The sequence below is a fragment of the Pseudomonas sp. NDM genome (assembly GCF_003105095.1).
Taxonomy (GTDB): domain Bacteria; phylum Pseudomonadota; class Gammaproteobacteria; order Pseudomonadales; family Pseudomonadaceae; genus Aquipseudomonas; species Aquipseudomonas moraviensis_A.
On the sequence record NZ_QETJ01000011.1, the window covers coordinates 53,119 to 79,683 of the forward strand.

Annotated in this window: 23 protein-coding genes; 13 read left to right on the plus strand and 10 right to left on the minus strand. The window is 60.8% G+C overall.

The genetic code is table 11. The annotated features are described in order from the left end of the window. Positions 1-106 precede the first annotated feature (106 nt). Complete coding sequence (locus tag DCO47_RS04820) at positions 107-664, minus strand: NADPH-dependent FMN reductase (RefSeq protein ID WP_116657600.1); 558 nt, start codon at positions 662-664, stop codon at positions 107-109. A 183-nt stretch (positions 665-847) separates the two neighbouring features. On the opposite strand from DCO47_RS04820, the gene DCO47_RS04825 reads away from it, so the two are divergent. Both DCO47_RS04825 and DCO47_RS04830 read left to right on the plus strand, forming a co-directional pair. Then, a complete protein-coding gene (locus tag DCO47_RS04825) occupies positions 848-1,078 on the plus strand; it encodes a hypothetical protein (RefSeq protein ID WP_041480622.1) in 231 nt (76 codons plus the stop codon). A gap of 85 nt (positions 1,079-1,163) precedes the next feature. Next, positions 1,164-2,057: a LysR family transcriptional regulator gene (locus DCO47_RS04830; protein ID WP_116657601.1), complete on the plus strand. Its 894-nt coding sequence runs from the start codon at positions 1,164-1,166 to the stop codon at positions 2,055-2,057. Here DCO47_RS04830 and DCO47_RS04835 read toward each other — a convergent pair. The 4 genes from DCO47_RS04835 to DCO47_RS04850 all read right to left on the minus strand — a co-directional run bounded on the left by DCO47_RS04835 (position 2,023) and on the right by DCO47_RS04850 (position 5,228). Further along, a complete protein-coding gene (locus DCO47_RS04835; RefSeq protein WP_042609553.1) occupies positions 2,023-2,637 on the minus strand; it encodes a GNAT family N-acetyltransferase in 615 nt (204 codons plus the stop codon). The two genes, DCO47_RS04830 and DCO47_RS04835, sit on opposite strands and share 35 nt — an antisense overlap. Positions 2,638-2,946: 309 nt before the next feature. Continuing rightward, a complete protein-coding gene (gene dnaQ, locus DCO47_RS04840; protein WP_042609552.1) occupies positions 2,947-3,705 on the minus strand; it encodes a DNA polymerase III subunit epsilon in 759 nt (252 codons plus the stop codon). 203 nt (positions 3,706-3,908) lie between these two features. After that, on the minus strand, positions 3,909-4,379 hold the full coding sequence (rnhA, locus tag DCO47_RS04845) for a ribonuclease HI (protein ID WP_007910572.1): 471 nt from the start codon (positions 4,377-4,379) through the stop codon (positions 3,909-3,911). Between the two features lie 90 nt (positions 4,380-4,469). Then, positions 4,470-5,228, minus strand: a complete 759-nt coding sequence (locus tag DCO47_RS04850; RefSeq protein WP_116657602.1) for a class I SAM-dependent methyltransferase — start codon at positions 5,226-5,228, stop codon at positions 4,470-4,472. A gap of 66 nt (positions 5,229-5,294) precedes the next feature. Here DCO47_RS04850 and gloB point away from each other — a divergent pair, with 66 nt between their 5' ends. From gloB to DCO47_RS04900, 9 genes are all read left to right on the plus strand, one after another. Next, complete coding sequence (gene gloB / locus DCO47_RS04855; protein ID WP_116657611.1) at positions 5,295-6,062, plus strand: hydroxyacylglutathione hydrolase; 768 nt, start codon at positions 5,295-5,297, stop codon at positions 6,060-6,062. A gap of 99 nt (positions 6,063-6,161) precedes the next feature. Beyond that, the gene (locus DCO47_RS04860; protein ID WP_041480626.1) at positions 6,162-7,625 is read left to right on the plus strand and encodes a transglycosylase SLT domain-containing protein; all 1,464 of its coding nucleotides are present in this window, start codon (positions 6,162-6,164) and stop codon (positions 7,623-7,625) included. Positions 7,626-7,951: 326 nt separating this feature from the next. Then, on the plus strand, positions 7,952-9,784 hold the full coding sequence (locus DCO47_RS04870; RefSeq protein WP_083353094.1) for an extracellular solute-binding protein: 1,833 nt from the start codon (positions 7,952-7,954) through the stop codon (positions 9,782-9,784). Continuing rightward, positions 9,781-11,622 (plus strand): extracellular solute-binding protein, encoded by a 1,842-nt coding sequence (locus DCO47_RS04875; RefSeq protein WP_116657604.1) that lies wholly within the window; start codon positions 9,781-9,783, stop codon positions 11,620-11,622. Before DCO47_RS04870 ends, DCO47_RS04875 begins: the two co-directional genes overlap by 4 nt. A 4-nt stretch (positions 11,623-11,626) precedes the next feature. Beyond that, positions 11,627-12,700 (plus strand): microcin C ABC transporter permease YejB, encoded by a 1,074-nt coding sequence (locus DCO47_RS04880; protein ID WP_016774154.1) that lies wholly within the window; start codon positions 11,627-11,629, stop codon positions 12,698-12,700. Between the two features lies 1 nt (position 12,701). Further along, positions 12,702-13,721 carry an ABC transporter permease gene (locus tag DCO47_RS04885; protein WP_007910587.1) on the plus strand — a complete coding sequence of 340 codons (1,020 nt, stop codon included), beginning with the start codon at positions 12,702-12,704 and terminating at the stop codon, positions 13,719-13,721. Position 13,722: 1 nt separating this feature from the next. Continuing rightward, on the plus strand, positions 13,723-15,333 hold the full coding sequence (locus tag DCO47_RS04890; protein WP_042609547.1) for an ABC transporter ATP-binding protein: 1,611 nt from the start codon (positions 13,723-13,725) through the stop codon (positions 15,331-15,333). Positions 15,334-15,352: 19 nt separating this feature from the next. Then, positions 15,353-16,147 carry an enoyl-ACP reductase FabI gene (gene fabI, locus DCO47_RS04895; protein WP_003202751.1) on the plus strand — a complete coding sequence of 265 codons (795 nt, stop codon included), beginning with the start codon at positions 15,353-15,355 and terminating at the stop codon, positions 16,145-16,147. A 149-nt stretch (positions 16,148-16,296) separates the two neighbouring features. Beyond that, positions 16,297-19,419, plus strand: coding sequence for a hypothetical protein (locus DCO47_RS04900; RefSeq protein WP_116657605.1), 3,123 nt, complete (start codon positions 16,297-16,299; stop codon positions 19,417-19,419). A 147-nt stretch (positions 19,420-19,566) separates the two neighbouring features. Here DCO47_RS04900 and DCO47_RS04905 read toward each other — a convergent pair whose 3' ends face one another. From DCO47_RS04905 to DCO47_RS04920, 4 genes are read right to left on the minus strand one after another with little or no spacing between them, the layout of a single operon-like run. Beyond that, positions 19,567-20,529: a sensor domain-containing diguanylate cyclase gene (locus DCO47_RS04905; RefSeq protein WP_064362011.1), complete on the minus strand. Its 963-nt coding sequence runs from the start codon at positions 20,527-20,529 to the stop codon at positions 19,567-19,569. 54 nt (positions 20,530-20,583) lie between these two features. Beyond that, the gene (locus DCO47_RS04910) at positions 20,584-21,162 is read right to left on the minus strand and encodes a hypothetical protein (RefSeq protein ID WP_116657606.1); all 579 of its coding nucleotides are present in this window, start codon (positions 21,160-21,162) and stop codon (positions 20,584-20,586) included. Between the two features lies 1 nt (position 21,163). Continuing rightward, on the minus strand, positions 21,164-23,326 hold the full coding sequence (locus DCO47_RS04915) for a xanthine dehydrogenase family protein molybdopterin-binding subunit (RefSeq protein ID WP_116657607.1): 2,163 nt from the start codon (positions 23,324-23,326) through the stop codon (positions 21,164-21,166). Between the two features lie 22 nt (positions 23,327-23,348). Continuing rightward, the gene (locus DCO47_RS04920) at positions 23,349-23,804 is read right to left on the minus strand and encodes a (2Fe-2S)-binding protein (protein ID WP_042609542.1); all 456 of its coding nucleotides are present in this window, start codon (positions 23,802-23,804) and stop codon (positions 23,349-23,351) included. A gap of 247 nt (positions 23,805-24,051) precedes the next feature. Between DCO47_RS04920 and DCO47_RS04925 the strand changes: the two genes are divergently transcribed. After that, entirely contained in the window at positions 24,052-24,882 is an 831-nt protein-coding gene (locus tag DCO47_RS04925; RefSeq protein ID WP_116657608.1) for an alpha/beta fold hydrolase, read from the plus strand. A 148-nt stretch (positions 24,883-25,030) separates the two neighbouring features. On the opposite strand, the gene DCO47_RS04930 is transcribed toward DCO47_RS04925, so the two are convergent. Beyond that, entirely contained in the window at positions 25,031-25,423 is a 393-nt protein-coding gene (locus DCO47_RS04930) for a GFA family protein (RefSeq protein WP_083353101.1), read from the minus strand. A gap of 220 nt (positions 25,424-25,643) precedes the next feature. Between DCO47_RS04930 and DCO47_RS04935 the strand changes: the two genes are divergently transcribed. Next, positions 25,644-26,477: an AraC family transcriptional regulator gene (locus DCO47_RS04935; protein ID WP_116657609.1), complete on the plus strand. Its 834-nt coding sequence runs from the start codon at positions 25,644-25,646 to the stop codon at positions 26,475-26,477. Positions 26,478-26,565: the final 88 nt, after the last annotated feature.

Here is a 26,565-nt window from a genome sequence, read left to right on the forward strand (position 1 = left end):
GAAGGAGTGAGCCTGCTCGCGATGGCGGTGTATCAGTCAGCATTATTGTCAGCTGAAAGACCGCTATCGCGAGCAGGCTCACTCCTACATGGGACCGTGTACGAGATTATTTCTTGTGTTGCTCTACGAACTGGCCGTAGGCATCGATGAATTTCTGCAGGAACGGCTTCACCGATTCGCTAAGCTTGCCCGCTTCATCAAACGCATTGCCCGCACCGCCCAGATACGCTTCCGGCTGTTGCAGGCAATGGATATCGAGGAAAACAAAGGTCTGGCGCAGGTGCTGGTTGGCGCCGAAACCGCCGACGGCGCCTGGCGATACGCTGATCACCGCACCGGGTTTGCCGCTCCACGCGCTCTGGCCATAAGGACGGGAGCCGACGTCGATGGCGTTCTTCAACGGTGCCGGGATCGAGCGGTTGTATTCTGGGGTGACAAACAGCACCGCGTCGGATGACGCCACTTTCTGACGGAAAGTGCTGTAGGCTGCGGGCGGAGAATCGCCGTCGATGTCCTCGTTGTACAACGGCAGTTCACCGATTTCGACAATCTCGAGCTTGAGATTGGCCGGTGCCAGCTCGGCGAGGGCCAGTGCGACTTTGCGATTGATCGATGCTTTGCGCAGGCTACCGACCACTACAGCGACGTTGTAGACATTGCTCATGGAAGACTCTCGATGGTCTGTGGGAAGAGTCGCTAGTTATAGATGATCCAGTGACGCTTTCACCAGTGATCATTGGTTTTTCCTGCGCTAGGAATATTTTTTTCCTGTAAGAAAACTTACCGAGCTTGGTGACGGTCTACAAAGCCGCAAATCAAGCGTTTTATCTCCAGAGGTTCTAAGCAGATGGCAGCAGTACTCGTCGGTCAGTTTCATGCAAGAGATGCGGAAGGCCGCGTTTATTCCGTGCATGAATTCCAGGAATCGAACCCGTCTGCAGACGGATCCACTGGCTCGGAGCCCATTTACAAACTCGCCATTGGTGATCGGGTCAACAAGGTCAGTGACAGCGAGTTTCTCCTGGTTCAATCAGGCATTACCCTGATCCGCGAACCCGAGCCAACCGTTGCTTCATAACCCTGCATTATGAGCAGAAGTCATGCGAGCGGACTTGGGGTAGGATTCAGCGTCTGACCCCACCTGCTGAACATGGACTTCACGCATGCGTTTACGCCACATCGAAGTGATCCAGGCGCTCTTGCAGACCGGTCACCTGGGCACCGCCGCCGAATGGCTGCAACTGCCGGTGACCGAGGTCGAAGAGCGTTTGCGCGAAGCCGAGAGTCAGTTGGGGTTCATGCTGTTCGCCAGCGTTCGCGGGCGCCTGCAATCGACCCCCGAAGCGCGCGCCTTGCAGGTGGAAATCGCACACGTTTATGAGGCGCTTGAGCCGGTGCAGCGTCTGGCCAGCAGCCTCAAGCAATACCTCGCCCCGCCCTTGCGCATCATTGGCACCCCGCCGCTGGCGCAACAATTACTGCCACAAAGTCTTGCGACCCTGCGCCGACGCTTGCCCGACGCACCTTGCAGCCTGCTCAGCGCGCCGACACGCGACATCGTCCGCAGCCTGTTACTGCGCGAAAGCGATCTGGGCCTGAGCCTGCACGATCCCGAACACCCCGACATCCACTGTCAGCCACTGGCCCAGGGCAAGCTGCAATTGCTTGCGCCGCACGGCTGGCTGCAACCGAAACAGAAATATATTTCTCTGGCAGACCTGGCCGGTCAGGCCATGGTCGGTCTCGAAGGTCAGGATCCGCTGAGTCCGGCACTGGAAAACAAGCTGCAGGCGTTGCGCCCGGCACCGAGCATTCAGACCCGCGTGCAGACCCATCAGATGATGCGCAGCATGGTCGAGGCCGGCGAAGGCCTGGCCATCGTCGATCCGTTCACCGCTTTGGGCGCTCGCGCCGGTGGGCTGGACGTTTGCCCGCTGTCACCGGCGGTGCCGATCAGCCTCTACGCCCTGACCTTCAAGCACGCCGCGCCGTCAGCGGCGATTCAGTCGCTGCTGGCGATCATCACGGAACAAGCCGAGGCGATGCTGTCGAGCTGAGGGGTTTTTCCAACGGGTTGTCGAACAGGCGATACCAGAACAATGCGACTTCGGCGGTGTGTGGATCGATGCCGCGATAGCGCAGTTGATCGATGCCGCCAATCACGTAACCGCAGCGCTCATACAGCCGACAGGCGCCGAGGTTGTTGTTCTGGGTTTCGAGCATGATCCCCGGCAGCTTTTTCTTGCGACTCCAGAACTGCGCCACATCGAGCAGCGCCTTGGCCACCCCGTGGCGCCGGGCCGGCGCGTGTACGGCCAGTTCATCGATGTGGGCGAAGCCGTTCCAGTTGGTGCTGATGACCAGGTGGCCGACCGGTTCGTCGTCCAGATACGCCATGAAAATTGCGCTGTCGGGCGCGTTGTGAAAGGCGCTGAATTCCTCCGGATCGATGCCGTAGCACTTGCGGTACGGCACGATCGGCGTCACCGGCCATTGTGCGACCGGTTTGCCGATCACGGCGGCACCATAGGCAGCGACTTCGAAACTGAAGTCGCTGCCCCAGATATACGGCGCAAAACCTTCGTCGGCGACGCGCACCGACAACCCTGGGTATTTCGGATTCATGACCGGTTGCATACTGGGAAAGGTCCTCATTCCTTGACGCAGCCGACGCTGTCGACCTTGATGTCGCGATGGATGATTGCCAGCGCAAATTTCAACTGTTTGTACATGAGGCTCAGTGTCCTGAGGCGGCAGATCTGCACCCGCCAATGCACTCAGGGTAGAGGGTTGCAGCGAATGTGGCGAGGGTGGCAACTTGGCTTCATGTCGCCAAGCGCAAAAAATCGCAGCCTTCCTCGTCTCTCAACTCTGGAATGCAATCCCCGTAGGAGCTGCCGAAGGCTACGATCTTTTGATCTTCAGTTCTTTTGATTTTTCGATCATTCAGGCCTGCGCATCAGCCTCGGCAATCTGCGTCCACAACGCCGGCGCTCCCGCCGATTTGGCGATGATTTCCAACCGCACCAGATGCGCCGCCAGTTCGTCTTCGGTCGCGCGGATGATGCGTGCTGGCTGGCGATCGACTGGCAGACGGCGGATTTCCGTGGCCGAATTATCCGCGCCCTCACCCGTGCCGTTGCCGTCGGAGGCGTTGCCGGCCAGCGACAGACTGGTCTGGCCGCCGGTCATGGTCAGGTAGACGTCGGCGAGAATCTCCGAGTCGAGCAAGGCGCCGTGCAGTTCACGGCCGGAGTTGTCGACGCCGTAACGTTTGCACAACGCATCGAGGCTGTTGCGCTGTCCCGGGTGACGTTCCCGGGCCATCATCAGGGTGTCGAGGATCGTGCAGTGCTGGGTGATGTCAGCGCGATCGTGCTGGCCCATCAAGGCGAATTCGTTGTTGATGAAGCCAACGTCGAACGCCGCGTTGTGGATGATCAGCTGCGCGCCTTTGATGAATTCGAAGAACTCGTCGGCGACCTCGGCAAAGCGCGGCTTGCCGACGAGGAATTCATTAGTGATGCCGTGCACACCGATCGCCCCCTCGTCGCTCTCGCGATCCGGCTGCAGATAAACGTGAAAGTGCCGGCCCGTCAGGCGCCGACCGATCAGTTCGACGCAACCGATTTCAATGATCCGGTGACCATCGGTCACCGGCATGCCGGTGGTTTCGGTATCGAGTACAACGGATCTGGTGGCCATCAGTGCTCAGCTCTCAACGGGTCAATCGTGCAAAGGCGCGGATGTTAACACGCTCGGTGGGGTGTTTCAGTCAGACCGTGGCGAGTCCTTCGCGAGCAGGCTCGCTCCCACATTGGAATGTATTCCAATTCAAGGTCTGGAATACATTTCCCTGTGGGAGCGAGCCTGCTCGCGAATGAGGCACCACGGACTATCAGGAAAACTCAGGACTGTTTGTACCCACGAACCTCATCCACGCCACGATTGGCCAACTGGTCCGCCCGCTCGTTACCGTGATGGCCAATGTGCCCGCGCACCCATTTCCAGGTGACTTTGTGGCGGTTGACCTGCTCGTCCAGCTCTTTCCACAGATCTGCGTTCTTCACCGGTTCTTTCGCGGCAGTTTTCCAGCCGCGCTTCTTCCAGTTGGCCATCCACTCGTTGATGCCTTTCATCACGTATTGCGAGTCAGTCACCAGCAGCACTTCGCAGGGACGCTTGAGTGCTTCGAGGCCGCGGATCGCGCCGAGCAGTTCCATGCGGTTGTTGGTGGTGTTGGCCTCGCCGCCCCACAGTTCCTTTTCGACGCCCTTGCACACCAGCAGAGCGCCCCAGCCACCCGGGCCGGGATTGCCCTTGCAGGCGCCGTCGGTGAACAGTTCTACGGTGTCGACGCTTTCCACGCTTTCGCTCATGCCAGTCTTTCCAGAAAAATGCCTGTCCTGCCAATCACGGATCGACAATGACCGCGGCCGGGACAAGCCCGGCCACAAATAAAAGAGGGTTTACGGTTCGATGCGGCGACGGTTGACCTTGGCCATCGGCAGCGGAATCAGCTTGCCCATCGGCTCGCGGCGCTCCTGGCGCAACGGCCTGAGCCCCACCACGATCTTGCGCGCTACCAGCAGATAGAAGCCACCGCCGGACAATTGCCAGTCACCGGCCTTGCGTTCCCAGCCGGCCAGACGGTTCTGCCACTTGGGCGACGCGAGCGGCGGACGATAGCATCCGAAGCGGCGTTTCTCCAGCGCGAAGCCCAGCAGATTAAGCCAGTCGGAGACCCGCGACGGCGATATGCAGCGCGCCTTGCGCAGGGCATCGTTGGCGAAGAAATGCCGCAGACCCCACGTGCTCCATGGATTGATGCCGATGATCAGCAGATGCCCGCCCGGACGCACGCTGCTGGCCGCTTCACGCAGCAAGCCGTGGGGCGACAGGCAGAAATCCAGACCGTGCTGCATCACCACCACGTCGGCAGCATGCTCGCTCAACGGCCAGGCCTGCTCTTCGCAGACGATCTCGACCCCGGGCAACGGCGCCCCGAGCCGCACGTTGCGCTGCACTTGCGGCGCAGCGGGCGGGGTTTCGGCGGACGGGCCGTAATGCACCAGATAACCGCCGAAGAACCGGCCGAGCTCGTCATCGAGCATGCGCCGTTCTTCATCCAGCAGAAATTGCCCGAGCGGCCCCGACAGCCATTCGCGGGCGGCGCTGATCAATGCCAGCCAGTCGGGATCGGCCTGAGCGAACGCTTTATCGGTCATGTCATTCTCCAACGCGCCAGGAACTACTAAGATGCGCCAATGTTTTCCGCTTGGCGAATTCCGACGATGATACAGATCAGTGCCCTGCCCGCCTTCACCGACAACTACATCTGGTTGTTACAGGATCATCAGACCCAGCGCTGTGCGGTGGTCGATCCGGGCGACGCCGCCCCGGTGCAGGCGTGGCTCGACGCGCATCCGGGCTGGGTGCTCAGCGACATCCTGATTACCCACCATCACCATGATCATGTCGGCGGTGTCGAGCGCCTGAAAGCGGCGACCGGTGCCAAAGTCTACGGCCCGGCCAGCGAACGCATCCCGGCGTGCGACGTAGCGCTGAAAGACAACGACAGCGTCAGCGTGCTCGGCTGGGACTTCGATGTCTATGCGGTGCCCGGCCACACCCTGGGGCACATCGCCTATTACCACCATGGTCTGCTGTTCTGCGGCGACACCCTGTTCGCCGCCGGTTGCGGCCGGCTGTTCGAAGGCACACCCGAGCAGATGTATCACTCGCTCAGCCGTCTCGCGGCCCTGCCGGAAGATACGCTGGTCTACTGCACCCATGAATACACTTTGAGCAATCTCAAATTTGCCGCCGCCGTCGAGCCAGGCAATCCGCACACTGCCGCTCGTCTGGAAAAGGTTATTCAGCAACGGCAGAACGGCGTGATGACGGTGCCGTCGACGCTGGCCCTGGAAAAGCTCACCAATCCGTTTTTACGCACTTCTGAAACATTGGTTACACAAAAAGTGGACGAACGGGAAGGCGCTCAAAACCGGGCGCCGAGCGAGGTGTTTGCAGTGTTGCGAGCCTGGAAAGACACGTTCTGAGCAAGTGGCTGGCGGGCACGGAAATTCTCAATGGTTGACCGCAGGGGGTGCGCTTTCTAGAATCGCCCGACATTTTTGCCCGGAACTTACTTCCAGCCAATGTCGTCATCCATACGTAAGTCCGTCAATTCAGATGCTTTGACCCGCCTGGCGCAAGCCATCGCGGTGGCTGTGTCCGCCACGCTGGCGGGTTGTTCCAGCCACGCTCCGCAGACTGAAGCGACGCACACGCCGAACATTGCTGCGCGAGCCAAGCAGAAGCCGATCTGGCTGACCGAGAAGCCCACTCCCGTGGCGCCCCAGGACATCTGGGAACGCATGCGCCAGGGCTTCCAGTTGCAGGAAGGCCTCGGCGTCAATCCGCGCATCGAGCAACAACGCCTGTGGTTCGCCAGTAACCCCTCTTTCCTCGAGAATGCCGGCGAACGCGGCAGCCTCTATATTCATTACATCGTCGAACGCCTCGAAGAACGCAACATGCCGCTGGAACTGGCCCTGCTGCCAGTGATCGAGAGCGCCTACAACCCGATGGCCTATTCCCGTGCCGATGCCGTGGGCCTGTGGCAATTCATTCCGTCCACCGGGCGTTACTTCAACCTGCGCCAGACGCGTTTCTACGATGGCCGTCGCGACATCACCGCTTCAACCACAGCGGCGATGGACTACCTGACCCGTCTGCACGACATGTTCAACGGTGACTGGCTGCTGGCTCTGGCGGCCTATAACGCCGGGGAAGGCACGGTCAGCCGGGCGATCGAGCGCAACGAAAAGCTCGGCCTGCCCACCGACTACTGGAACCTGCCGCTGCCAGCGGAAACCCAGGCCTACGTGCCGAAACTGCTGGCACTGTCGCAGGTAGTACTGGCGCCGGAAGCCTACGGCGTCAACCTCAACCCGATCGCCAACGAACCGTACTTCCAGGTCGTCGAAATCAACCAGCGCATGGACCTGTCCAAGGTCGCTGCGGTGGCGAACATCGACGAAGACGAGCTGTTCCAGCTCAACCCGGCCTTCAAACAGCGCACCACCATCGACGGCCCGCAGCATTTGCTGGTGCCGACGTCCAAGGCGCAACTGCTGACCGCGAGTCTGCAGACCATGCGCCCGGACGAGCTGATCAGCCCGCGCTCGCTGAAGCCGGTATTCGAAGGCGCCGATCCGTCTGAAGTGGCGCAACTCAAGCGCGCTTATCGGGTCAAGCGTGGCGACAACCTCGGCTCCATCGCCAAAGCCAACAAGGTCGAGGTGAAGGATCTGCAGCGCTGGAACAAGCTGACCGGCAAGAACCTCAAGGTCGGCCAGACCCTGGTCATGCAGGACAACACCAAACGTGCACCGGCGCGCAAGTCCGGTCGGGTAAACACCGTGGTCGCGGCGAATACCAAGACCAAAGGCAAGGACGAGAGCAAGCAGCAGACCCAGTACAAGGTCAAGCGCGGCGACACCCTGTACGTGGTGGCGAAGCGCTTCAACGTTGAGATGCAACATCTCAAGCGCTGGAACCCGGGTGCGGGCAAGGCACTCAAGCCTGGGCAGATGCTCACGGTTTATCAGCCGCACTGACAGAAGAGCCCCTGAGATTTCGGGGGCTTTTTTTTGGATGAAGTTTTGTCGCGCCCTGAAGATCCATCCCCCTCATTTGACCAGAACAACCCCAGCCCTCTCCTCCAAGGGGGCGAGGGGGAAAGGGAGCCGATCTCCAGGCTTTTCAAAATCTGAGTTCGACTCGGTATCGCACGTCGGTGCAATTTGCCCAGACACCACGATCAGTCCCCTCTCCGTCCGGGAGAGGGTTAGGGTGAGGGGCTCTTTAATCCGCATCTTTTTCCTGTCCAGACAAGCTGTTACTGTACGGCCCACAAAGCCCAAGCCGCTGGATCGGATCTGACTTGAAGCGTGCCCTCTCCCTGCTCCTGATCAGCCTGGCCTTGAGCTCCACCGCAAGCGCGACGATTACCGAAAGTCATGGTTATGCGCAGTTCGGCACGCTCAAGTACCCGGCCAGATTTACCCACTTCGACTGGGTCAACCCGCAAGCGCCCAAGGGCGGCACGTTGCGGGTGATGGCGTTCGGCACCTTCGATACGGTCAATCCTTACACCTTCAAGGGCACCAGCCCGGTCACCACAGCGAACTTTCTCCAGTACGGCATCAACGAGCTGAACGAGCCGCTGATGGTCGGCACCGGGCAGTATTCGCCGTCCGGCGACGAGCCGGCGTCGAGCTACGGTTTGATCGCACAATCGGTGGAGTACAGCGAAGATCGCAGCTGGGTCGTCTTCAATCTGCGCCCCGAGGCGCGCTTCCATGACGGCGCGCCGATTACCGCCTACGACGTAGCATTCTCCTATCGCCTGCTGCTCAAGGAAGGCCATCCGCTGTATCGCACGGCGCTGCAGGAAGTGCTGCGGGTCGACATCCTCAACAAGCAGCGCATTCGCTTCGTGTTCAAGCGCTCGGGCAATCCGCTGCTGATCCTGCGCCTGGGCGAATTGCCGGTGCTGCCGCAGCATTACTGGAAAGATCGCGACTTCAAGGCCACCACCTTCGAACCACCGCTGGGCAGCGGGCCGTACCGCATAACTTCGGTCACGCCGGGGCGGCAGTTGATCTTCGAACGGGTCAAGGATTACTGGGGCAAGGACCTGCCGGTCAACCGCGGCAAGTACAATTTCGATCGCATGGAAGTCGAGTTCTACCGCGACAGCGATGTGGCTTTCGAAGCGTTCAAGGCCGGTGAGTTCGACGTCTACATCGAGCATCAGGCGAAGAACTGGCTCAACGGTTACAACTTCCCTGCCGTACGGCGTGGCGAGGTGATCAAGGCGCAGATCCCGCATCAGATCCCGACTCAGACTCAGGGCCTGTTCATGAACACCCGCCGCGCGACGTTCGCCGACGTAAAGGCTCGCGAAGCGCTGGGCCTGATGTTCGACTTCGAGTGGACCAACCGCGCGCTGTTCAGCGACGCCTACAAGCGCGCCACCAGTTACTACCCCAACAGCGAATTCACCGCCTCGGGCCTGCCGGTCGGGCACGAATGGCTGATGCTCAAGCCGTACAAGGACCAGCTCCCGGCAAGGCTGTTCACCGAGCCATTCACCCTGCCGCAAACCGACGGTCGCGGCGTTCCCCGGGAAACCATGCGCAAGGCATTGGCATTGCTCGCGGACGCCGGCTGGAAGCTCAACGGTCAGCGCTTGCAGAACGCCCAAGGCCAACCGCTGCGCTTCGAACTGCTGCTGGTCAATCCGAGCCTGGAGCGTCTCTACCAGCCGTATATCGAGAACCTCAACAGCATCGGCATCGACGCGCGCCTGCGCACCGTCGATCGCGCGCAGTACAAACAGCGCCTCGATCAATTCGATTTCGACATGATCTCGATGACACTGGGCCAGACCTTGAGCCCGGGCCTCGAGCAGTGGCAGTACTTCCACTCCAGCCAGGTGAACGTCAAGGGCAGCAAGAATTACGCGGGCATCGCCAATCCGGTGGTCGATCATCTGCTTGAACAATTGCTCGCCGCACGCACCCGCGACGAGCAGGTCGCCGCCGGCAAGGCGCTCGACCGCGTGCTGCTCTGGCAGCACTACAGCATTCCCAACTGGTACCTCAATTATCACCGTCTGGCCTACCGCAACCGGTTGGCCTTTGTCACCACGCCGCCCTACACCCTGGGCCTGAGCGCGTGGTGGCTGAAGTCTTCGGAGAAAGATCGATGAACCCTGTTCGCACCCTGCTCGTGCAGGCCAGCGGCTTGCTGTTCGCCGGGCTGGCCTGTGCTGCCCCGCAACACGCCGTGACCCTGTACAACGAGCCGCCGAAATATCCGGCTGACTTCAAGCACTTCGACTACGTGAACCCCGATGCGCCCAAGGGCGGCGTGTTTCGTCAGGCCGGTTTCGGCGGCTTCGACAGCCTCAACCCGTTCATCAACAAAGGCGTGCCCGCCGATGACATCGGGCAGATCTACGACACCCTGACCAAACACAGCCTCGACGAGCCGTTCACCGAATACGGCCTGATCGCCAGCAAGATCGAGAAAGCCGACGACAACAGCTGGGTGCGCTTCTATCTGCGCCCGGAAGCGCGTTTCCACGACGGCCACCCGGTGCGCGCCGAAGACGTGGTGTTCAGCTTCGAGACGCTGACCAAGGAAGGCTCGCCGATGTTTCGCGGCTATTACAACGACGTCGCCGAAGCCATCGTCGAAGACCCGTTGAAAGTGCTGTTCAAGTTCAAACACAGCAACAACCGCGAACTGCCGCTGATCCTCGGCCAATTGCCGGTCCTGCCGAAACACTGGTGGGCCAGTCGCGACTTCAACAAGGGCAATCTGGAAATCCCGCTGGGCAGCGGCCCGTACAAGGTCACCCAAGTGAAGGCCGGACGCTCGGTACGTTACGAGCGGGTCAAGGATTACTGGGGCAAGGACTTGCCGGTCAACCGTGGCTTCTACAACTTCGACACGATGACCACCGATTACTACCGCGACAACACCGTCGCCCTCGAAGCGCTGAAGGCCGGGCAGTTCGATTACTGGCTGGAGATGACCGCGAAGAACTGGGCCAGCGCCTATAACGTTCCGGCGGTCACCGAGGGCCGTTTGATCAAGGAACTGATCCCCAACAGCAACCCGACCGGCATGCAGGGCTTCGTCTTCAACCTGCGCCGCCCGCTGTTCCAGGATGTGCGCGTGCGTCAGGCGCTCGGGCTGCTGTTCGACTTCGAATGGACCAACAAGCAACTGTTCAACGGCGCCTACGTGCGCACCCGCAGTTATTTCGAAAACTCGGAAATGGCCGCCACCGGTCTGCCCGATGCCGATCAGCGGGCCATCCTCGAACCGTTCCGCAGCAAACTGCCGGCCCAGGTGTTCAGCGAAGCCTTTGAAAATCCGCAGACCGACGCCAGCGGCATGATCCGCACCCAGCAGCGCGAGGCGTATCAACTGCTGCAAGAGGCGGGCTGGAAGATCGTTGACGACAAAATGGTCGACGCCACCGGCAAACCGGTGGTGATCGAATTTCTCCTCGCCCAGACCGAGTTCGAACGGGTGCTGCTGCCGTTCAAGCGCAACCTCAGCGACCTCGGCATCGATCTGGTGATACGCCGCGTCGACGTCTCGCAGTACATCAACCGCGTGCGTTCGCGGGACTTCGACATGATGGTCGGCAGCTTTCCGCAGTCCAACTCGCCGGGCAACGAACAGCGCGAGTACTGGATGAGCGCCGCCGCCGACAAACCGAGCAGCCGCAACAGCATGGGCCTGAAGGATGCGACCGTTGACCAACTGGTGGAAAGCCTGATCAACGCCGACTCGCGCAAAAGCCTGGTGGCCCACGCCCGCGCGCTGGATCGCGTACTGCAATGGGGCTACTACGTGGTGCCGAACTGGCACATCAAGAGCTGGCGCGTGGCCTACTGGAACCACATCGGCCACCCGAAAACCTCGCCCAAGTACGACATCGGCATCAACACCTGGTGGGTCAAGCCTGACGCCAAACCGGCCGTAGAAGTCGAAACCCAACTGCAAGCCGACCCTGCGGGCACGGAGTAATCAGATGCTGGCGTATATCTTTCGGCGACTGCTGCTGATCATCCCGACCCTGTTCGGCATTCTGCTGATCAACTTCGTGATCATCCAGGCCGCGCCCGGCGGGCCGGTCGAGCAGATGATCGCCAAGCTCGAAGGTTTCGAAGGCGCCACCAGCCGGATTGCCGGCGGCGGTGCCGAAGTGGCGGTGGCCGGCTCGTCCTACCGTGGCGCGCAGGGGCTGGATCCGGCGCTGATCAAGGAAATCGAGCACATGTACGGGTTCGACAAATCGGCCCCGGAACGTCTGTGGATCATGGTCAAGAACTACGCGCAGCTGGATTTCGGCGACAGTTTCTTCCGCGATGCCAAGGTCATCGACCTGATCAAGGAAAAGATGCCGGTGTCGATCTCGCTGGGGCTGTGGAGCACGCTGATCATGTACCTGGTGTCGATTCCGCTGGGCATCGCCAAGGCCACGCGGCACGGCAGCCACTTTGACGTCTGGACCAGTTCGGCGATCATCGTCGGCTATGCGATCCCGGCGTTTCTGTTTGCGATCCTGCTGATCGTGGTGTTTGCCGGCGGCAGTTATCTCGACTGGTTTCCCCTACGCGGCCTGACCTCGAACAACTTCGATGAGCTGAGCTTGGGCGGCAAGATCCTCGATTACTTCTGGCACCTGGCATTGCCGGTAACCGCGCTGGTGATCGGCAACTTCGCGACCATGACCCTGCTGACCAAAAACAGCTTCCTCGATGAAATCAACAAACAGTACGTGGTCACCGCCAAGGCCAAGGGCCTGACTCGCCATCGCGTGCTCTACGGCCACGTGTTCCGCAACGCCATGCTGTTGGTGATTGCCGGTTTCCCGTCGGCGTTCATCGGCATCTTCTTCACCGGCTCCCTGCTGGTGGAAGTGATTTTCTCCCTCGACGGCCTCGGCCTGATGAGTTTCGAAGCGGCGATCAACCGTGACTACCCGGTGGTGTTCGGCACGCTGTTCATCTTCACCCTCCTCGGGCTGGTGGTGAAACTGATCGGCGACCTGACCTACACCTTTGTCGATCCGCGTATCGACTTCGCAAGCCGGGAGCATTGAGATGAACCTGTCCCCTCTCAACCGTCGGCGCTTCGAACTGTTCAAGGCCAACAAGCGTGGCTGGTGGTCGCTGTGGCTGTTTCTGATCCTGTTCGGCCTGAGTCTGGGCGCCGAGCTGATTGCCAACGACAAACCGCTGGTCGTGCATTACGACAACAACTGGTATTTCCCGGCGATCAAACGCTACCCGGAAACCGCCTTCGGTGGCGAATTCCCGCTGGAGGCCAACTACAAGAGCCCGTACATCCGCGAACTGCTCAAGGCCAAGGATGCGTGGGTGTTGTGGGCGCCGATTCCGTACAGCTACCAGAGCATCAACTACGACCTGAAAGTCCCGGCGCCGGCGCCGCCCTCGGCGGACAACCTGCTGGGCACCGACGATCAGGGCCGAGACGTGTTGGCGCGGGTGATCTACGGTTTCCGCATCTCCGTGCTGTTTGCGCTGACGTTGACCGTGCTGAGCTCGATCATCGGCGTGATTGCCGGCGCGTTGCAGGGGTTTTATGGCGGCTGGGTCGATCTGGCCGGGCAGCGTTTTCTGGAGATCTGGTCGGGTTTGCCGGTGCTGTATCTGCTGATCATTCTCGCCAGTTTCGTCCAGCCGAATTTCTGGTGGCTGCTGGGGATCATGCTGCTGTTCTCGTGGATGAGCCTGGTCGACGTGGTGCGCGCCGAGTTCCTGCGCGGGCGCAATCTGGAGTACGTGCGCGCCGCGCGGGCGCTGGGCATGCAGAACGGTGCGATCATGTTCCGCCACATCCTGCCCAACGCCATGGTCTCGACCATGACCTTCATGCCGTTCATTCTCACCGGCGCCATCGGCACCCTCACCGCGCTGGATTTCCTCGGTTTCGGCTTGCCGGCGGGCAGCCCGTCGCTGGGCGAACTGGTCGCCCAGGGCAAATCCAACCTGCAGGCGCCGTGGCTGGGCATGAGCGCGTTTGCCGTGCTGGCATTGATGTTGAGTTTGCTGGTGTTCATCGGCGAGTCCGCTCGCGATGCTTTCGACCCGAGGAAGTGAAATGAATCAGGACAATCTGATCGAAGTGCGCGACCTCGCCGTCGAATTCGGTTTCGGCGAGCGGGTGCATCGTGTGGTCGAGGGCGTGAGCTTCGACATCAAGCGTGGCGAAACCCTGGCGCTGGTCGGCGAATCGGGCTCGGGCAAATCGGTGACCGCACACTCGATCCTGCGCCTGCTGCCCTACCCCATGGCGCGGCATCCGGCCGGCAGCATCAACTATGCCGGGCAGAACCTGCTGGATCTGAGCGAAAAGACCATCCGCCACATTCGTGGCAACCGCATCGCGATGATTTTTCAGGAACCGATGACCTCGCTGAATCCGCTGCACTCGATCGAGAAGCAGATCAACGAGATTCTCGGCATTCACAAGGGCCTGAGCGGCAAAGTTGCGACCAGACGCACCCTTGAGCTGCTGGAAATGGTCGGCATTCCCGAGCCGCACAAGCGCCTCAAGGCCCTGCCCCATGAATTGTCCGGCGGCCAGCGCCAGCGCGTGATGATCGCCATGGCCCTGGCCAATGAGCCGGAATTGCTGATTGCCGACGAACCGACCACCGCGCTGGACGTGACCGTTCAGCTGAAAATCCTCGATTTGCTCAAGGATCTTCAGGCTCGATTGGGCATGTCGCTGCTCCTGATCAGTCACGATTTGAATCTGGTGCGAAGAATTGCGCATCGCGTATGTGTCATGCAGCGCGGTTGCATCGTCGAACAGGCATCGTGCGCAGAGCTGTTCCGTTCGCCGCAGCATCCGTACACTCGGGAATTGCTCGGCGCGGAGCCCAGCGGCGGCCCGGCAACCAATGCAATCGGTGCGCCGCTGCTCGAAGTCGAGGACCTGAAAGTCTGGTTCCCGATCAAGAAAGGCCTGCTCAAGCGCACGGTGGATTACGTCAAGGCAGTGGACGGCATCAATTTCAGCCTGCCTCAGGGTCAGACCCTGGGGATTGTCGGCGAAAGCGGCTCCGGCAAATCCACCCTCGGTCTGGCAATTTTGCGCCTGATCGGCAGCCAGGGCGCGATCCGCTTTGAAGGCAAGCAGCTAGACTGCCTGACGCAAAGCGAGGTTCGTCCTCTGCGCCGGGAAATGCAGGTGGTGTTTCAGGACCCGTTTGGCAGCCTGAGCCCGCGCATGTGCGTCAATGACATCGTTGGCGAAGGCCTGCGGATACACAAGATGGGCACCGCCGCCGAACAGGAAGCGGCGATCATCGCGGCATTGAAGGAGGTAGGTCTGGATCCGGAAACCCGGCACCGCTACCCCCACGAATTCTCCGGTGGGCAACGGCAGCGAATCGCCATTGCCCGGGCTTTGGTGCTGAAACCGGCGCTGATCCTGCTGGACGAGCCGACTTCGGCGCTCGACCGGACGGTGCAGCGGCAAGTGGTGGAGCTGTTGCGTTCACTGCAAGCCAAGTACAACCTGACGTATTTGTTCATCAGCCATGATCTGGCTGTCGTCAAAGCGCTGAGCCACCAGCTGATGGTGGTCAAGCATGGCCAAGTGGTCGAACAGGGAGACGCGCAAAGTATCTTTGCCGCCCCCCGACATCCGTATACACAGCAGTTGCTGGAAGCCGCTTTTCTGGCACCAGCCACTGCGCAATAACCTGAAAGAGGAGCAACACATGGGTTTTCTCGCCGGTAAGCGCGTACTGATCGTCGGTGTCGCCAGCAAGCTGTCCATCGCATCCGGCATCGCTGCCGCCATGCATCGCGAGGGCGCTGAGCTTGCCTTCACTTATCAGAACGACAAACTCAAGGGTCGCGTCGAAGAATTCGCACAAGGCTGGGGTTCGAGCCCTGAGCTGTGCTTCCCGTGCGACGTGGCCAGCGATGAAGAAATCGCCAAGGTCTTCGAAGAACTGAGCAAGAAGTGGGACGGCCTGGACTGCATCGTGCATTCCGTCGGCTTCGCTCCGGGCGACCAACTGGACGGCGACTTCACCGAAGCCACCACCCGTGAAGGTTTCCGCATCGCTCACGACATCAGCGCCTACAGCTTCGTGGCGCTGGCCAAGGCCGGTCGCGAAATGATGAAAGGCCGCAACGGCAGCCTGCTGACCCTGTCGTACCTGGGCGCCGAGCGCACCATGCCGAACTACAACGTGATGGGCATGGCCAAGGCTTCGCTGGAAGCCGGCGTCCGTTACCTGGCCGGTTCCCTGGGCCCGGACGGCACCCGCGTCAACTGCGTGTCGGCTGGCCCGATTCGCACCCTGGCCGCTTCCGGCATCAAGAACTTCCGCAAGATGCTGGCCGCCAACGAAGCGCAGACTCCGCTGCGCCGCAACGTCACCATCGAAGAAGTCGGCAACGCGGGCGCCTTCCTGTGCTCCGACCTGGCGTCGGGCATCAGCGGTGAAATCATGTACGTCGACGGCGGTTTCAACACCACCGCCATGGGCAACATCGAAGAGTGATCTTCGTGTAGTCAGGAAAAACCCGCCGCATCCGGCGGGTTTTTTTATGCCCGCGGAAAAACTCATCGCACTACATATGTACCGCCAGCCACCGCGCCCCTCCTTCGATACTCGTCGCTTGATGCTTATCAACCGCCTGGGAGGCGCAGATGAACGACACACCGGTACATGTACAGACGCTGATCCAGAACCTTATTGCCGAGTTGACCGAAGTCCCGGTGGTCACGCCCGAGACCCCGTCGCGCACCCTCGAAGTCCCCCGGGGCTGCCTGCTGCGCGAATGGATGGAGCTGTACTGGACAGCCCTCGAACGCCCGGAATTTCTCGACTGGGCCAGCCGTTTCCACATCGATCTGGATACGCTGCGTCTGAAGGGCGACACACTGCAGGCGAGCACACAATCGAACGGCGCCACCCGCGTGCGTACATTCACCCTGGACGATGATTCCGGCTGGTGGCAAATGGCGCCATTGCTGCTGTCGATCTCACAGCGCATCGATTCGTCAGGCCTGGGCCTGCCTTACATAGGTGGCAAGTCTGCCAACCCGCTCTACCGATTCCCTCGTGAAGTGGTCCTGGCGTTTTACGGCTATCCGGAACCGCAGAACCAGGCGCAGGCAAAAGTGATCGTCGCCGAGTTGAAGACCCGTGGCTTGCCCGCAATGGATGAGCAAGGCCATACCACCTCAGCGGTAGTCAGCGAACGCAACGGGCAATTGGAGGATTTCCAGCGCATCGCGACGAAAATCGATGAGGTGGTAACCGACAGCGATCCGTTCGAGCAACGAGGTCTTGCCGATGCGCTGGTATCGCTCAAGTCCTCCTCCGCTTCCTCTACCTCCGCCGGTGCGGCGCTCAAAATCGGCGAGCTGCTGACGCGCTATGGCATGCCAGCTCCGGAGAATGCGGCCGACGCCCGGTCACTGGCGCAGGATTTGCGCCGGCACACATGGCCCGCGTTGCCCTATGTCAGTGATTATGTGCAGACCGGCGACCCCATTCGCAGCTATCGCGAAAGCTTTGCCGATCTCGAAGACGGCAGGCATATCGTTCGGCGCCTGATAGCGCTGAGCTGGAACAAGGCACCCACGGCCCTAATCGATTACGAGGAATTCAGCGAGCCCCATCCGGACTCTGCGCTGGCAGAGTGGATTGCGCTCGGCCAGCGTGGATTGCAGGTCTTGAGTGCCAACCCTGATTTTCAGGCCATCCTGCGGCAGCAAGGCCTGCCCATCGACAGTCCACTGCTCTTGAGCGAATCCGGTCACGTCGGCACGGCCAGCCCGCAAGGCTGGGTAACGCTCACCGCACAGGTGGAAAAGCACTCGGATCTGAAACTCTATCGCGACCAGCTCAAAGCCAAGGCAAGCAAAGCTGGCGGGGTCTTGCGCTCGGACGGCAACGTCACGCTCGGGCAGATGCTGCGCTTCTACGATCTCCCTTTGCCGAAAACTGTCGAGCAAGCCCTCGCCCTGGCGAAATGGTACAGAGTCAATCTGCACATGAGTCCCGGGCTTATGAACCACTGGTACCTGTTAGGTCAGCCCTGGACTCAAACGGAGCGGTTCACGGCGCAACAACGTCAAAGCATCATCGACACCACGCAATCTTATCTGCCCGAGGGCTCGCCGCCGTTGATCGATTACCTCAGTGAGGGAATCGACACCGATCTGCCGCTCAATACGCTCAAGGCAAAAGCCGACTACTTGATCGGTTGCATCCTGATCACGCCACGCGCCCGGACGCTGGGCAATCAATTAGTAAAGAGTTTGGGGGCAGCGGCGCACAAGAAACGCCTTCTGGCCACCAACCGCGACCGTCTGTTGCTCGCAGCATTGATTCTCAGCCTGGAGCCGAGCGCCGGCGAGGACTTGAACCGAATCGTCGCCCAGCGTCTGGAAGGCCATGATTTCTGGGGCGACAGTTATGAGGAAGTGCGCCGGTTCATCGATCGCCAGCCCCAACTCGTCGGGGTCAAGAACAAGACACTGGCGACCCACCTGTTACTGTCCGGTATAGCGCCGGAGTTTCTGATACGTGACATTCCGGGGTCACTTTCTTACATGAGTTGTCTTGAATGGGTAAGGTTCAAGCAAGTCGTGCTGTATATCGAAAGCCGCCTGCCGGGCGTGGCACGCTTGATGACCTACGAGCAACTGAGCCAACTGACGAAAGGCCCGGCACCGGCGGACTTCTACACGTTTCTGCGCGAGGACTCCTGTGCCTCGGTCGTTGTCGACTGGGCGGTCGCAAGAGGTGCGATCCAGCGTGATGAGGAATGCGCAGTGACCGTTTATGACAGCGCAACGCTGAAGCAGGCCGATGTGGTCTTTCGCAATCACAATCGTCTGCTGTCGGGTTTTTATCGCCGGGCCTTCCTGTCGACAGCGCCTACGCCCGCCACTATTGCCCTGACGGATCTGCGCAAGGCCTTCGCTGATAACCCACACCTGACCGCGAAGGTGCTGTTCGTCCCCGCTTTGAACGCTGAAACATCGGTAACGCATTACTCCCTGAGCGATCTGCATATCGCCGGCAAGCTGACAGGCGACATGCAGGAATGGCAATCGAGCAATCAGCAGCTGCAATTGGCGCCCATGATTGCGTCGTTGCCCAGGCTGCACAACGTAGCCAGCTTCTTCCATGCGGCACTGACTGCGCGCTTGAAGCAAATGAAGGATGCGCATATCGCGTTTCTGAAGGAGGCGTTTTGTCGTTTACCGTTCGCGCAACGAGTCGACATCGAGGACCACAAGCTGGAATTGCTTGCCGTGCGGCCGGTATCGGCGGCCACGGACAAGCCTGATGTCGCCAAAACCGCAGCGTTCGGCGTGCTGGCGCTGCTGCATGGCCGGCCAGCCAGGGTATTCGAGATCTTCACCTGCAGGGATGAAGTGGTGTTGCGCCGTGATATCGATATCAGCCTGCTCAAGCCATCGCTGGCAAAAGAGGCGGCGAAATCGCTGCCCCTCGATGCCGAAGCCTACCGGAACGGTACCCTGCCCCGCGCAAATGCCACCTGCAAAGCATTTCTCACCCGCCTCGAAATCCAAGGCGCACCGCTGGAAGAACAACCACGCACCGCAGTGCCCGATACGTTTTCGTCGAACAAGGTCGACGCCATCGCCAGGACCGCAGTACGTCACCTGTTCGAAGCTTATGAAGCGACAGCCTTGCAAGAGGCGCTCGTTGCACCTGATCTCAAGGATGCTGAAGCCTGCCACGAGAAATGGCTGGGGTTTTATCAGAAGCTGAGCCCACCGAAACGCTGAGTCCTGGCGGGCGTTGCGGAAACTCAACACCAGCAAATCCTGTAGGAGTGAGCCCGCTCGCGATAGCGTTCTGTCTGTGACTGCACACGCTGCCTGGCACACCGCTATCGCGAGCAGGCTCACTCCGACAGATGAATTGCGCCCGCGCTAACAGCCTTTCAACGCCTGCTTGTGCGCATACATCGCGCCATCCGCATCGGCCAGCAGCCGGTCCACGGTTTCGTGTCGCGCGGGATCGTATTCGATCTGGCCGACGCTGAAGCGAATCGCATAACCGCGGTGCAGCGTGGCGTTGCGCTCTTCAAGGATTTCCTTGAGCCGCGCCATGATGCGTGTGGTTTCGACGTGACTCGATCCGGTCAGCAACGCGACGAACTCATCGCCACCCAGGCGCCCGACCACATCGCTTTCGCGAAAGGCAATGCGCAACACATCGGCGAAGGTTTTCAGCGCGCTGTCGCCTTCGGCATGGCCATACAGGTCATTGATCTGCTTGAAGTCATTCAGGTCGAAAAACAGCAGCGTCGCCGGCCGGTTCAGACGCACACATGCATCCAGCGCATGCTGGGCCAGTTGCTTGAAACCGCGGCGATTGGACAGCAACGTCAACTCATCCATGCTCGCCATCTGCACCGCCGTCAGCTCTTGCTCGGCCATCTCCGCAAGGTCGCGCAACAAGGCGCGCTCCTCGTCGTCGAGGTTGCGGGGTTTGGTATCGATCAGGCACAAGGTGCCCAACTTGTTGCCGTCCGGCACGGTCAGCGGATAACCGGCGTAAAAGCGAATATTCGGCGCGCCGGTGACCAGCGGATTGTCATGAAAACGCAGATCTTCCCGCGCATCGGGCACCAGCATCAGTTCGTTCTGCAAAATCGCATGGCCGCAGAACGAGACATCGCGCGACGTCTCGCTGACATCCAGCCCCACACAGGACTTGAACCACTGGCGATCCTTGTCGATCAGCGTGACCAGAGCAATCGGCACATTGAACAAGCGCTTGGCCAGGCGCGTCAGGCGATCGAAACGCTCTTCAGGCGCCGCGTCGAGGTTGAGGCCGTGCAGCGCGTCGATCCGTGCAGCTTCATTGGCAGGTTTTCCGGGCACCAGCATGCGCACACTCCGTAGACAGACTTGCCCTCAGCGTAGCGCTAAATCGCCGGGGCTTCACATTTGCGCCACCGGACACGGTCCGCCGGCATCGGCCCAGAGCTTGAATTGCTCGACGAAAATATCGTGCGGCACCGGCACCGGTGCGCGCCCTGCTCCGGGATTCCAGCCCCAGAGCACCAGTTTGTCTTCGCTGACGTGTTTTAACAGGGCGGCGAAATCGCGATCGCCGTTGCTCGCGCGGTCCTTGATCATCGCGCAGAGCTTGTCCGAGGGCAGGCCAATCCAGGCCATTTTGTGTGCCGCCGGTGGCAGGCTCCAGTGCGGCGCGCCTGGCGGTGCATGGGGGCCGTAACTGGCCGGCGGATTGCTTTCGGCATGGCAGGTGGCGCAAGGCAAACCGGCGGCGCCCTTGCCGTCCATGCCGCGCACCACATTCATCGCGTGAGGGATACCGGCGTCGAACTGCAACGGCGAATCGCCGGGAATGTGACAGTTCTGGCAGCGCGGGCTCTGGAAGACTTTCTGCACCGTGCCGAACGCTTTCAATGCCTGCTGATCCTCGGCAAACAGGTCCGAGGCGTAGCCACCAAGGCCCAGCAAAACGACGGTGCCCAATACCAGATGTCGTTTCATCTCACACCCCCGACAGTTGCAGTGGCAGTTCGCGCAGACGTTGCCCGGTCAGGGCAAACACCGCGTTGGCCACCGCCGGCGCGGTCGGTGGCACGCCGGGCTCGCCGATGCCGCCGGGTTTTTCGCTGCTGGGGACGATGTGCACTTCGACCACCGGCATTTCGTTGAGCCGCAACACCTGATAATCGTGGTAGTTGGACTGCACGACGCCGCCGTCCTTCACGGTGAGCTTGCTGTGCAGGGCCATGCCGAGACCGAAGGTGATGCACGATTCCATCTGCGCGGCGATGCTCTGCGGATTCACTGCAATGCCGCAGTCCACCGCGCAGACCACCCGATGCACGCGAATCGCCAGATTGTCCTGCGACACCTCGGCAACCTGCGCCACGTAGCTGCCGAACGACTCGTGCACCGCCACGCCGAGGGCATGCCCGGCGGGTAGCGGCGCGCCCCAGTTGGCCTTCTCCACCGCCAGATTGAGCACGCCGAGATGCCGCGGATGCGCCTTGAGCAGCGTTCGCCGGTACTCCACCGGATCCTTGCCTGCCGCGGTCGCCAGTTCATCGATCAGCGATTCCATGACGAACCCCGTGTGGGTGTGGCCCACCGAACGCAGCCACAGCACGTTGATGCCGGTCTGCGGCGAATGCAGGTCGACCTGATGATGAGGCAGATCCTTGATGTACGGACTGTCAGCCACACCCTCGACCGAGGTCGCATCAATGCCATTCTTGACCATTGCCGCCTCGAGCATCGTTCCGGTCATGATCGATTGCCCGACCAGCACATGCTGCCAGCTCAGCGGCAGGCCATCGGCACCCAGCCCGACCTGAGCCTTGTGCAAGTACATCGAGCGGTAATAGCCGCCGCGAATGTCATCCTCGCGCGCCCACACGGTTTTCACCGGCAGGCCTGCCGCTTTGGCGACTTGCACGGCTTCGGCGACGAAGTCCGAGGTCGGATTGGCGCGGCGACCGAAGCCACCGCCGAGGAATTCCGTGTGAATCTCGACCTGCTCAGGCTTGAGCCCGGTGATCTTGCTGGCGACCATCTGGTCGAGGGTCTGGAACTGCGTGCCGGTCCAGATTTCGCACTTGCCGGCGCTGATCTTCACCGTGCAATTGAGCGGTTCCATCGGCGCGTGGGCCAGATACGGCACGCTGTACTCGACCTCGATTTTCTTCGCTGCCTTGGCGAAATTGGCCTTGGCGTCCCCCGCCTGCGTGGCGGAAGTGCCCGGGGTCGCCGCCAGTTTGCGGAAGCTTTCCAGCAGTTTTTCGCTGCTCATGTCGGCCAGCGGGCCCAAATCCCAATTGACCTTCAGCGCATCGCGCCCCAGCTTCGCCGCCCAGAAATGCTCGGCCACCACCGCCACCCCGCTGGGCACCTGCAGCACCTTGTGCACACCGGGAATCGCCAGCGCTGCGGCGCCTTCGAAGGATTTGACCGTGGCGCCGAACACCGGCGCGCGGGCGACCATCGCGGTCATCAGGCCCTCGAACTGCACATCCATGCCGAACTTGGCGCGGCCGGTGATTTTCTCCGGGGTGTCGAGCCGCTTGGTCGGTTTACCGATGACTTTCCAGTCCTTGGCCTCCTTGAAGGTGATGGTTTTCGGATCCGGCACCGGCAGTTGCCCGGCGACATCGGCCAGTTCGCCGTAGGTCGCGCGCTGGTCCCCGGCGATCACCACGCCGGACTCAGTGCGAATCGTCGAAGGCGCGACGTCGAAGCGTTTCGCCGCCGCTTCCACCAGCATCTGCCGCGCCGTCGCCCCGGCCAGTCGGTAGCGGTCGAATTCCATCAAGGTCGAGGTTGAGCCACCGGTGATCTGCATGCCGCCGAACGCCGGCAAACCGTAATCCGCCGCCGAGGCTGGCGAGTGCTCGACGCGAATTTTCGACCAATCGGCGTCCAGTTCCTCGGCAATCAGCATGGTCAGGCCGGTCCAGATGCCCTGGCCCATTTCCGAATGGCCCAGCAGCACGGTGACGCTGTTGTCCGCGGCGATACGCAGGAACGCATTGGGCGCGAATGTCTTGTTCTGATCCTCTGCTGCGCGGGCGAAGCGATTGGCCCCGGGCACCACAAACGCCACCATCAGGCCGCCACCCAGCACGGCGCTGCCCTTGAGAAATCCCCTACGCGATAGCGGACTGTTCATCGTTCATCTCCCACAGAATGGATCAGCCGATTTCGGCGGCGCGTTTGACCGCTGCGCGAATGCGCGGATAGGTGCCGCAGCGGCAGATATTGCCGGAGAGCGCCTGATCGATATCGCTGTCGGTGGGGTTGGGAATTTTCGCCAGCAACGCGGCGGCGGACATGATCTGCCCGGACTGGCAGTAACCGCACTGGACCACGTCGAGTTCTGCCCAGGCCTGCTGCACCGGGTGCGAACCATCGGTGGACAAGCCTTCGATGGTGAGGATTTTCTGCCCGTGGGCGACGGCAGTCGCCGGGGTGATACAGGAGCGTAATGGTGCGCCGTCAACGTGCACGGTGCACGCGCCGCACTGGGCCATGCCACAGCCGAACTTGGTGCCGGTCAGGTGCGCGACATCGCGCAGAACCCAGAGCAGCGGCATGTCGGCGGGGACATCGAGCTCCTGATCCTTGCCATTGATATTCAGGGTCAGCATCGGGTGATTTCCTCAGGCTTACGGTGTTGCGCAGGGGCGTCGCTGTGGCGGCAGAAACTACGCACGCCCGCGCTTATCCCTTTCAGCAAAGCCTAAATTACGCTTGAAGCCAGACGTTGTGACCAGCGGTCATGCAGACCGTGGCGTTGCTCCTACAGTTGATAACGGCTCGCACTGAGTCGTCGTATCTCTGCGCAACCGGTTCGCGAGCCTCGCGGTTGTCCATCACAGGTCAGGAGTAACGAATATGGGCTTTGTCACCACTCGAGACGGCGTCGACATCTTCTACAAGGACTGGGGCCCGCGCGACGCCCCGGTGATCCACTTCCACCATGGCTGGCCGCTCAGCTCGGACGACTGGGACGCGCAGCTGCTGTTTTTTCTCGCGCAGGGCTTTCGGGTGATTGCCCATGATCGGCGGGGACACGGGCGCTCAAGTCAGGTCTGGGACGGCCACGACATGGACCACTACGCCGACGATGTGCTGGCCGTGGTCAATCATCTGGGTACGAGCAACGTTGTCCACGTCGGCCATTCCACCGGCGGCGGCGACGTCATCCATTACATCGCCCGGCATGGTCAGGACAAGGTCAGCAAAGCGGTGTTGATCAGCGCGGTGCCACCATTGATGGTGCAGACCGAAAGCAACCCGGGTGGCTTGCCGAAATCGGTGTTCGACGGCTTTCAGGCGCAGTTGGCGGCGAATCGCGCGCAGTTTTATCGCGATGTGCCGAGCGGGCCTTTTTATGGCTATAACCGCCCCGGGGCCGAGCCGTCGGAAGGGATCATCGCCAACTGGTGGCGGCAAGGCATGATCGGCGGCGCCAAGGCGCACTACGACGGCATCGTCGCCTTTTCGCAAACCGACTTCACCGAGGATCTGAAAAAAGTCACGGTGCCGGTTCTGGTGATGCATGGCGAGGACGACCAGATCGTGCCTTATGCCAACTCCGGACCGTTGTCGGCGAAACTGCTGCCCAACGGCACGCTGAAGTCGTATCCGGGTTTTCCGCATGGCATGCCGACGACGCAGGCTGAGACCATCAATGCGGATTTGCTGGCGTTTATCCGCGGGTAATATCACGAACGTACGCGCTCCCCTGTAGGAGTGAGCCTGCTCGCGATGGCGGTGGATCAGTCAATTCGATAGTGACTGGCATACCGCTATCGCGAGCAGGCTCACTCCTACAGGGATCGTCGGTGTGCGCGAGATGGGGATAAGTCCTCTACCCCTCTCCGCGCCCCTTGCCTTCACGATCACCACGGTAATGCCTGGCCAACGGAAAATCCGGCAGCCATGATTCACGCCGCACAATCCAGCTCTCATAGGTCGGCTTTAACTGATCCGGCGCATCCAGCGCGCCGAGGTTGACCTCTACCTCATCACCACTGCGATTGAACACCGACGAGCCACAGCGCGGGCAAAAGTGCCGCCCCTGGTAGTCATGGGTTGCGCCGGTAATCGTCACCGCGTCTTGAGGAAAAATCGCCGAGGCATGAAACAACGCGCCGTGCACCTTGCGACAGTCAAGGCAATGGCACAGCCCGACGCGATAAGGCTCGCCCGTGACCTGAAAACGCACAGCGCCGCACAGGCAGCCGCCAGTGAAGGTCTTCATAGTTTAGCTCCTTCGCACTTTTGATAAACACAATCGCCAGAGAGGGTTTGAAGAACCGCAGTGTTACGCCATGCAGCCTATTGCAGCTTGCATCATTGCTTTCGACCTGCCGAGGGGGATTGCTGCAGATGTCGCAAGATCCGCACAACGCGCAAATCGCAACGGGCATTCGCCGGCCAGAGCTAATACACTCAAGCGCTGACCTGCCGGGACGATCACGATGAAACACGCCGCTGCGAAGAACCCCGAGAAAGCCCCGCGTTTCTGGCGCGACGACGCCCTGCCTTTCATTGAGGCGCGAGCCATCGCTGATGGTCGCGAGGTCTGTTATGCGCGGCATTCCCACGCGCACTTTTCCATCGGCGCGATCACCGCCGGGCGCAGCATCTATGTGCATGAGCAAGCGCAGTTTGCGGTGGCGGCCGGCACCGTGGTGCTGATGAATCCCGGCGATGTGCATGCCTGTAATCCGATCGACGATCAGGCGTGGTCGTATGTGATGTTGTATGTCGAAACGCCGTGGCTGACGGATTTGCAGCACCAGTTGGGGTTTGCGGCGGAGCTGGAATTCCGGCGTTTTTCGGACACGCACCTGGCTGATGCCGAGCTGTTCGGCAGGTTGATGGGGTTGTATGAGGTGTTGGTCGACGAACAGTTGGAGGCGCTGGCGAAACACAGCGCGGCGGTGGAGTTTTTCGGTGATTTGCAACTGCGCCTGAATCCGGCTGATCAGCCTGTACGTGAGCCGAACTTCAAGCTGGAACGCGCCGCTGATTTCATTCGTGCACATTGCACCGAAGTGCTCAGCCTCGAGGCGATTTGCGCGGCGGCGCAGTTGTCGCCGTCGTACCTGATTCGCGCGTTCAAGCAGCGTTACGGAATGACACCCCATGCCTTTTTGGTCAATCAGCGCATCCAGTTCGCCCGCGAACGCTTGCGCCGCGGCCAGTTGATTGCCGATGTCGCGCTCCAGGCCGGATTTGCCGATCAGGCGCATTTTCAGCGAGCGTTCAAACAGCATCTGGCGGCAACGCCGGGCCAGTATCGCGGCTGAACCCAATCTCTGCTAACACACAAATCCCCTGTAGGAGTGAGCCTGCTCGCGATAGCGGTGTGTCATCCAGCACTGCATTGACTGATCC

Bases quoted from the DNA above. Each gene is read 5' to 3' on its own strand.
- DCO47_RS04820 (WP_116657600.1), bottom strand. From the start codon at position 664: ATGAGCAATGTCTACAACGTCGCTGTAGTGGTCGGTAGCCTGCGCAAA.
- DCO47_RS04915 (WP_116657607.1), bottom strand. From the start codon at position 23,326: ATGAACAGTCCGCTATCGCGTAGGGGATTTCTCAAGGGCAGCGCCGTG.
- DCO47_RS04910 (WP_116657606.1), bottom strand. From the start codon at position 21,162: ATGAAACGACATCTGGTATTGGGCACCGTCGTTTTGCTGGGCCTTGGT.
- dnaQ (WP_042609552.1), bottom strand. From the start codon at position 3,705: ATGGCCACCAGATCCGTTGTACTCGATACCGAAACCACCGGCATGCCG.
- gloB (WP_116657611.1), top strand. From the start codon at position 5,295: ATGATACAGATCAGTGCCCTGCCCGCCTTCACCGACAACTACATCTGG.
- DCO47_RS04825 (WP_041480622.1), top strand. From the start codon at position 848: ATGGCAGCAGTACTCGTCGGTCAGTTTCATGCAAGAGATGCGGAAGGC.
- DCO47_RS04920 (WP_042609542.1), bottom strand. From the start codon at position 23,804: ATGCTGACCCTGAATATCAATGGCAAGGATCAGGAGCTCGATGTCCCC.
- DCO47_RS04885 (WP_007910587.1), top strand. From the start codon at position 12,702: ATGAACCTGTCCCCTCTCAACCGTCGGCGCTTCGAACTGTTCAAGGCC.
- DCO47_RS04850 (WP_116657602.1), bottom strand. From the start codon at position 5,228: ATGACCGATAAAGCGTTCGCTCAGGCCGATCCCGACTGGCTGGCATTG.
- DCO47_RS04925 (WP_116657608.1), top strand. From the start codon at position 24,052: ATGGGCTTTGTCACCACTCGAGACGGCGTCGACATCTTCTACAAGGAC.
- DCO47_RS04830 (WP_116657601.1), top strand. From the start codon at position 1,164: ATGCGTTTACGCCACATCGAAGTGATCCAGGCGCTCTTGCAGACCGGT.
- DCO47_RS04930 (WP_083353101.1), bottom strand. From the start codon at position 25,423: ATGAAGACCTTCACTGGCGGCTGCCTGTGCGGCGCTGTGCGTTTTCAG.
- DCO47_RS04875 (WP_116657604.1), top strand. From the start codon at position 9,781: ATGAACCCTGTTCGCACCCTGCTCGTGCAGGCCAGCGGCTTGCTGTTC.
- DCO47_RS04890 (WP_042609547.1), top strand. From the start codon at position 13,723: ATGAATCAGGACAATCTGATCGAAGTGCGCGACCTCGCCGTCGAATTC.
- DCO47_RS04880 (WP_016774154.1), top strand. From the start codon at position 11,627: ATGCTGGCGTATATCTTTCGGCGACTGCTGCTGATCATCCCGACCCTG.
- DCO47_RS04900 (WP_116657605.1), top strand. From the start codon at position 16,297: ATGAACGACACACCGGTACATGTACAGACGCTGATCCAGAACCTTATT.
- DCO47_RS04860 (WP_041480626.1), top strand. From the start codon at position 6,162: ATGTCGTCATCCATACGTAAGTCCGTCAATTCAGATGCTTTGACCCGC.
- rnhA (WP_007910572.1), bottom strand. From the start codon at position 4,379: ATGAGCGAAAGCGTGGAAAGCGTCGACACCGTAGAACTGTTCACCGAC.
- DCO47_RS04935 (WP_116657609.1), top strand. From the start codon at position 25,644: ATGAAACACGCCGCTGCGAAGAACCCCGAGAAAGCCCCGCGTTTCTGG.
- fabI (WP_003202751.1), top strand. From the start codon at position 15,353: ATGGGTTTTCTCGCCGGTAAGCGCGTACTGATCGTCGGTGTCGCCAGC.
- DCO47_RS04905 (WP_064362011.1), bottom strand. From the start codon at position 20,529: ATGCTGGTGCCCGGAAAACCTGCCAATGAAGCTGCACGGATCGACGCG.
- DCO47_RS04835 (WP_042609553.1), bottom strand. From the start codon at position 2,637: ATGCAACCGGTCATGAATCCGAAATACCCAGGGTTGTCGGTGCGCGTC.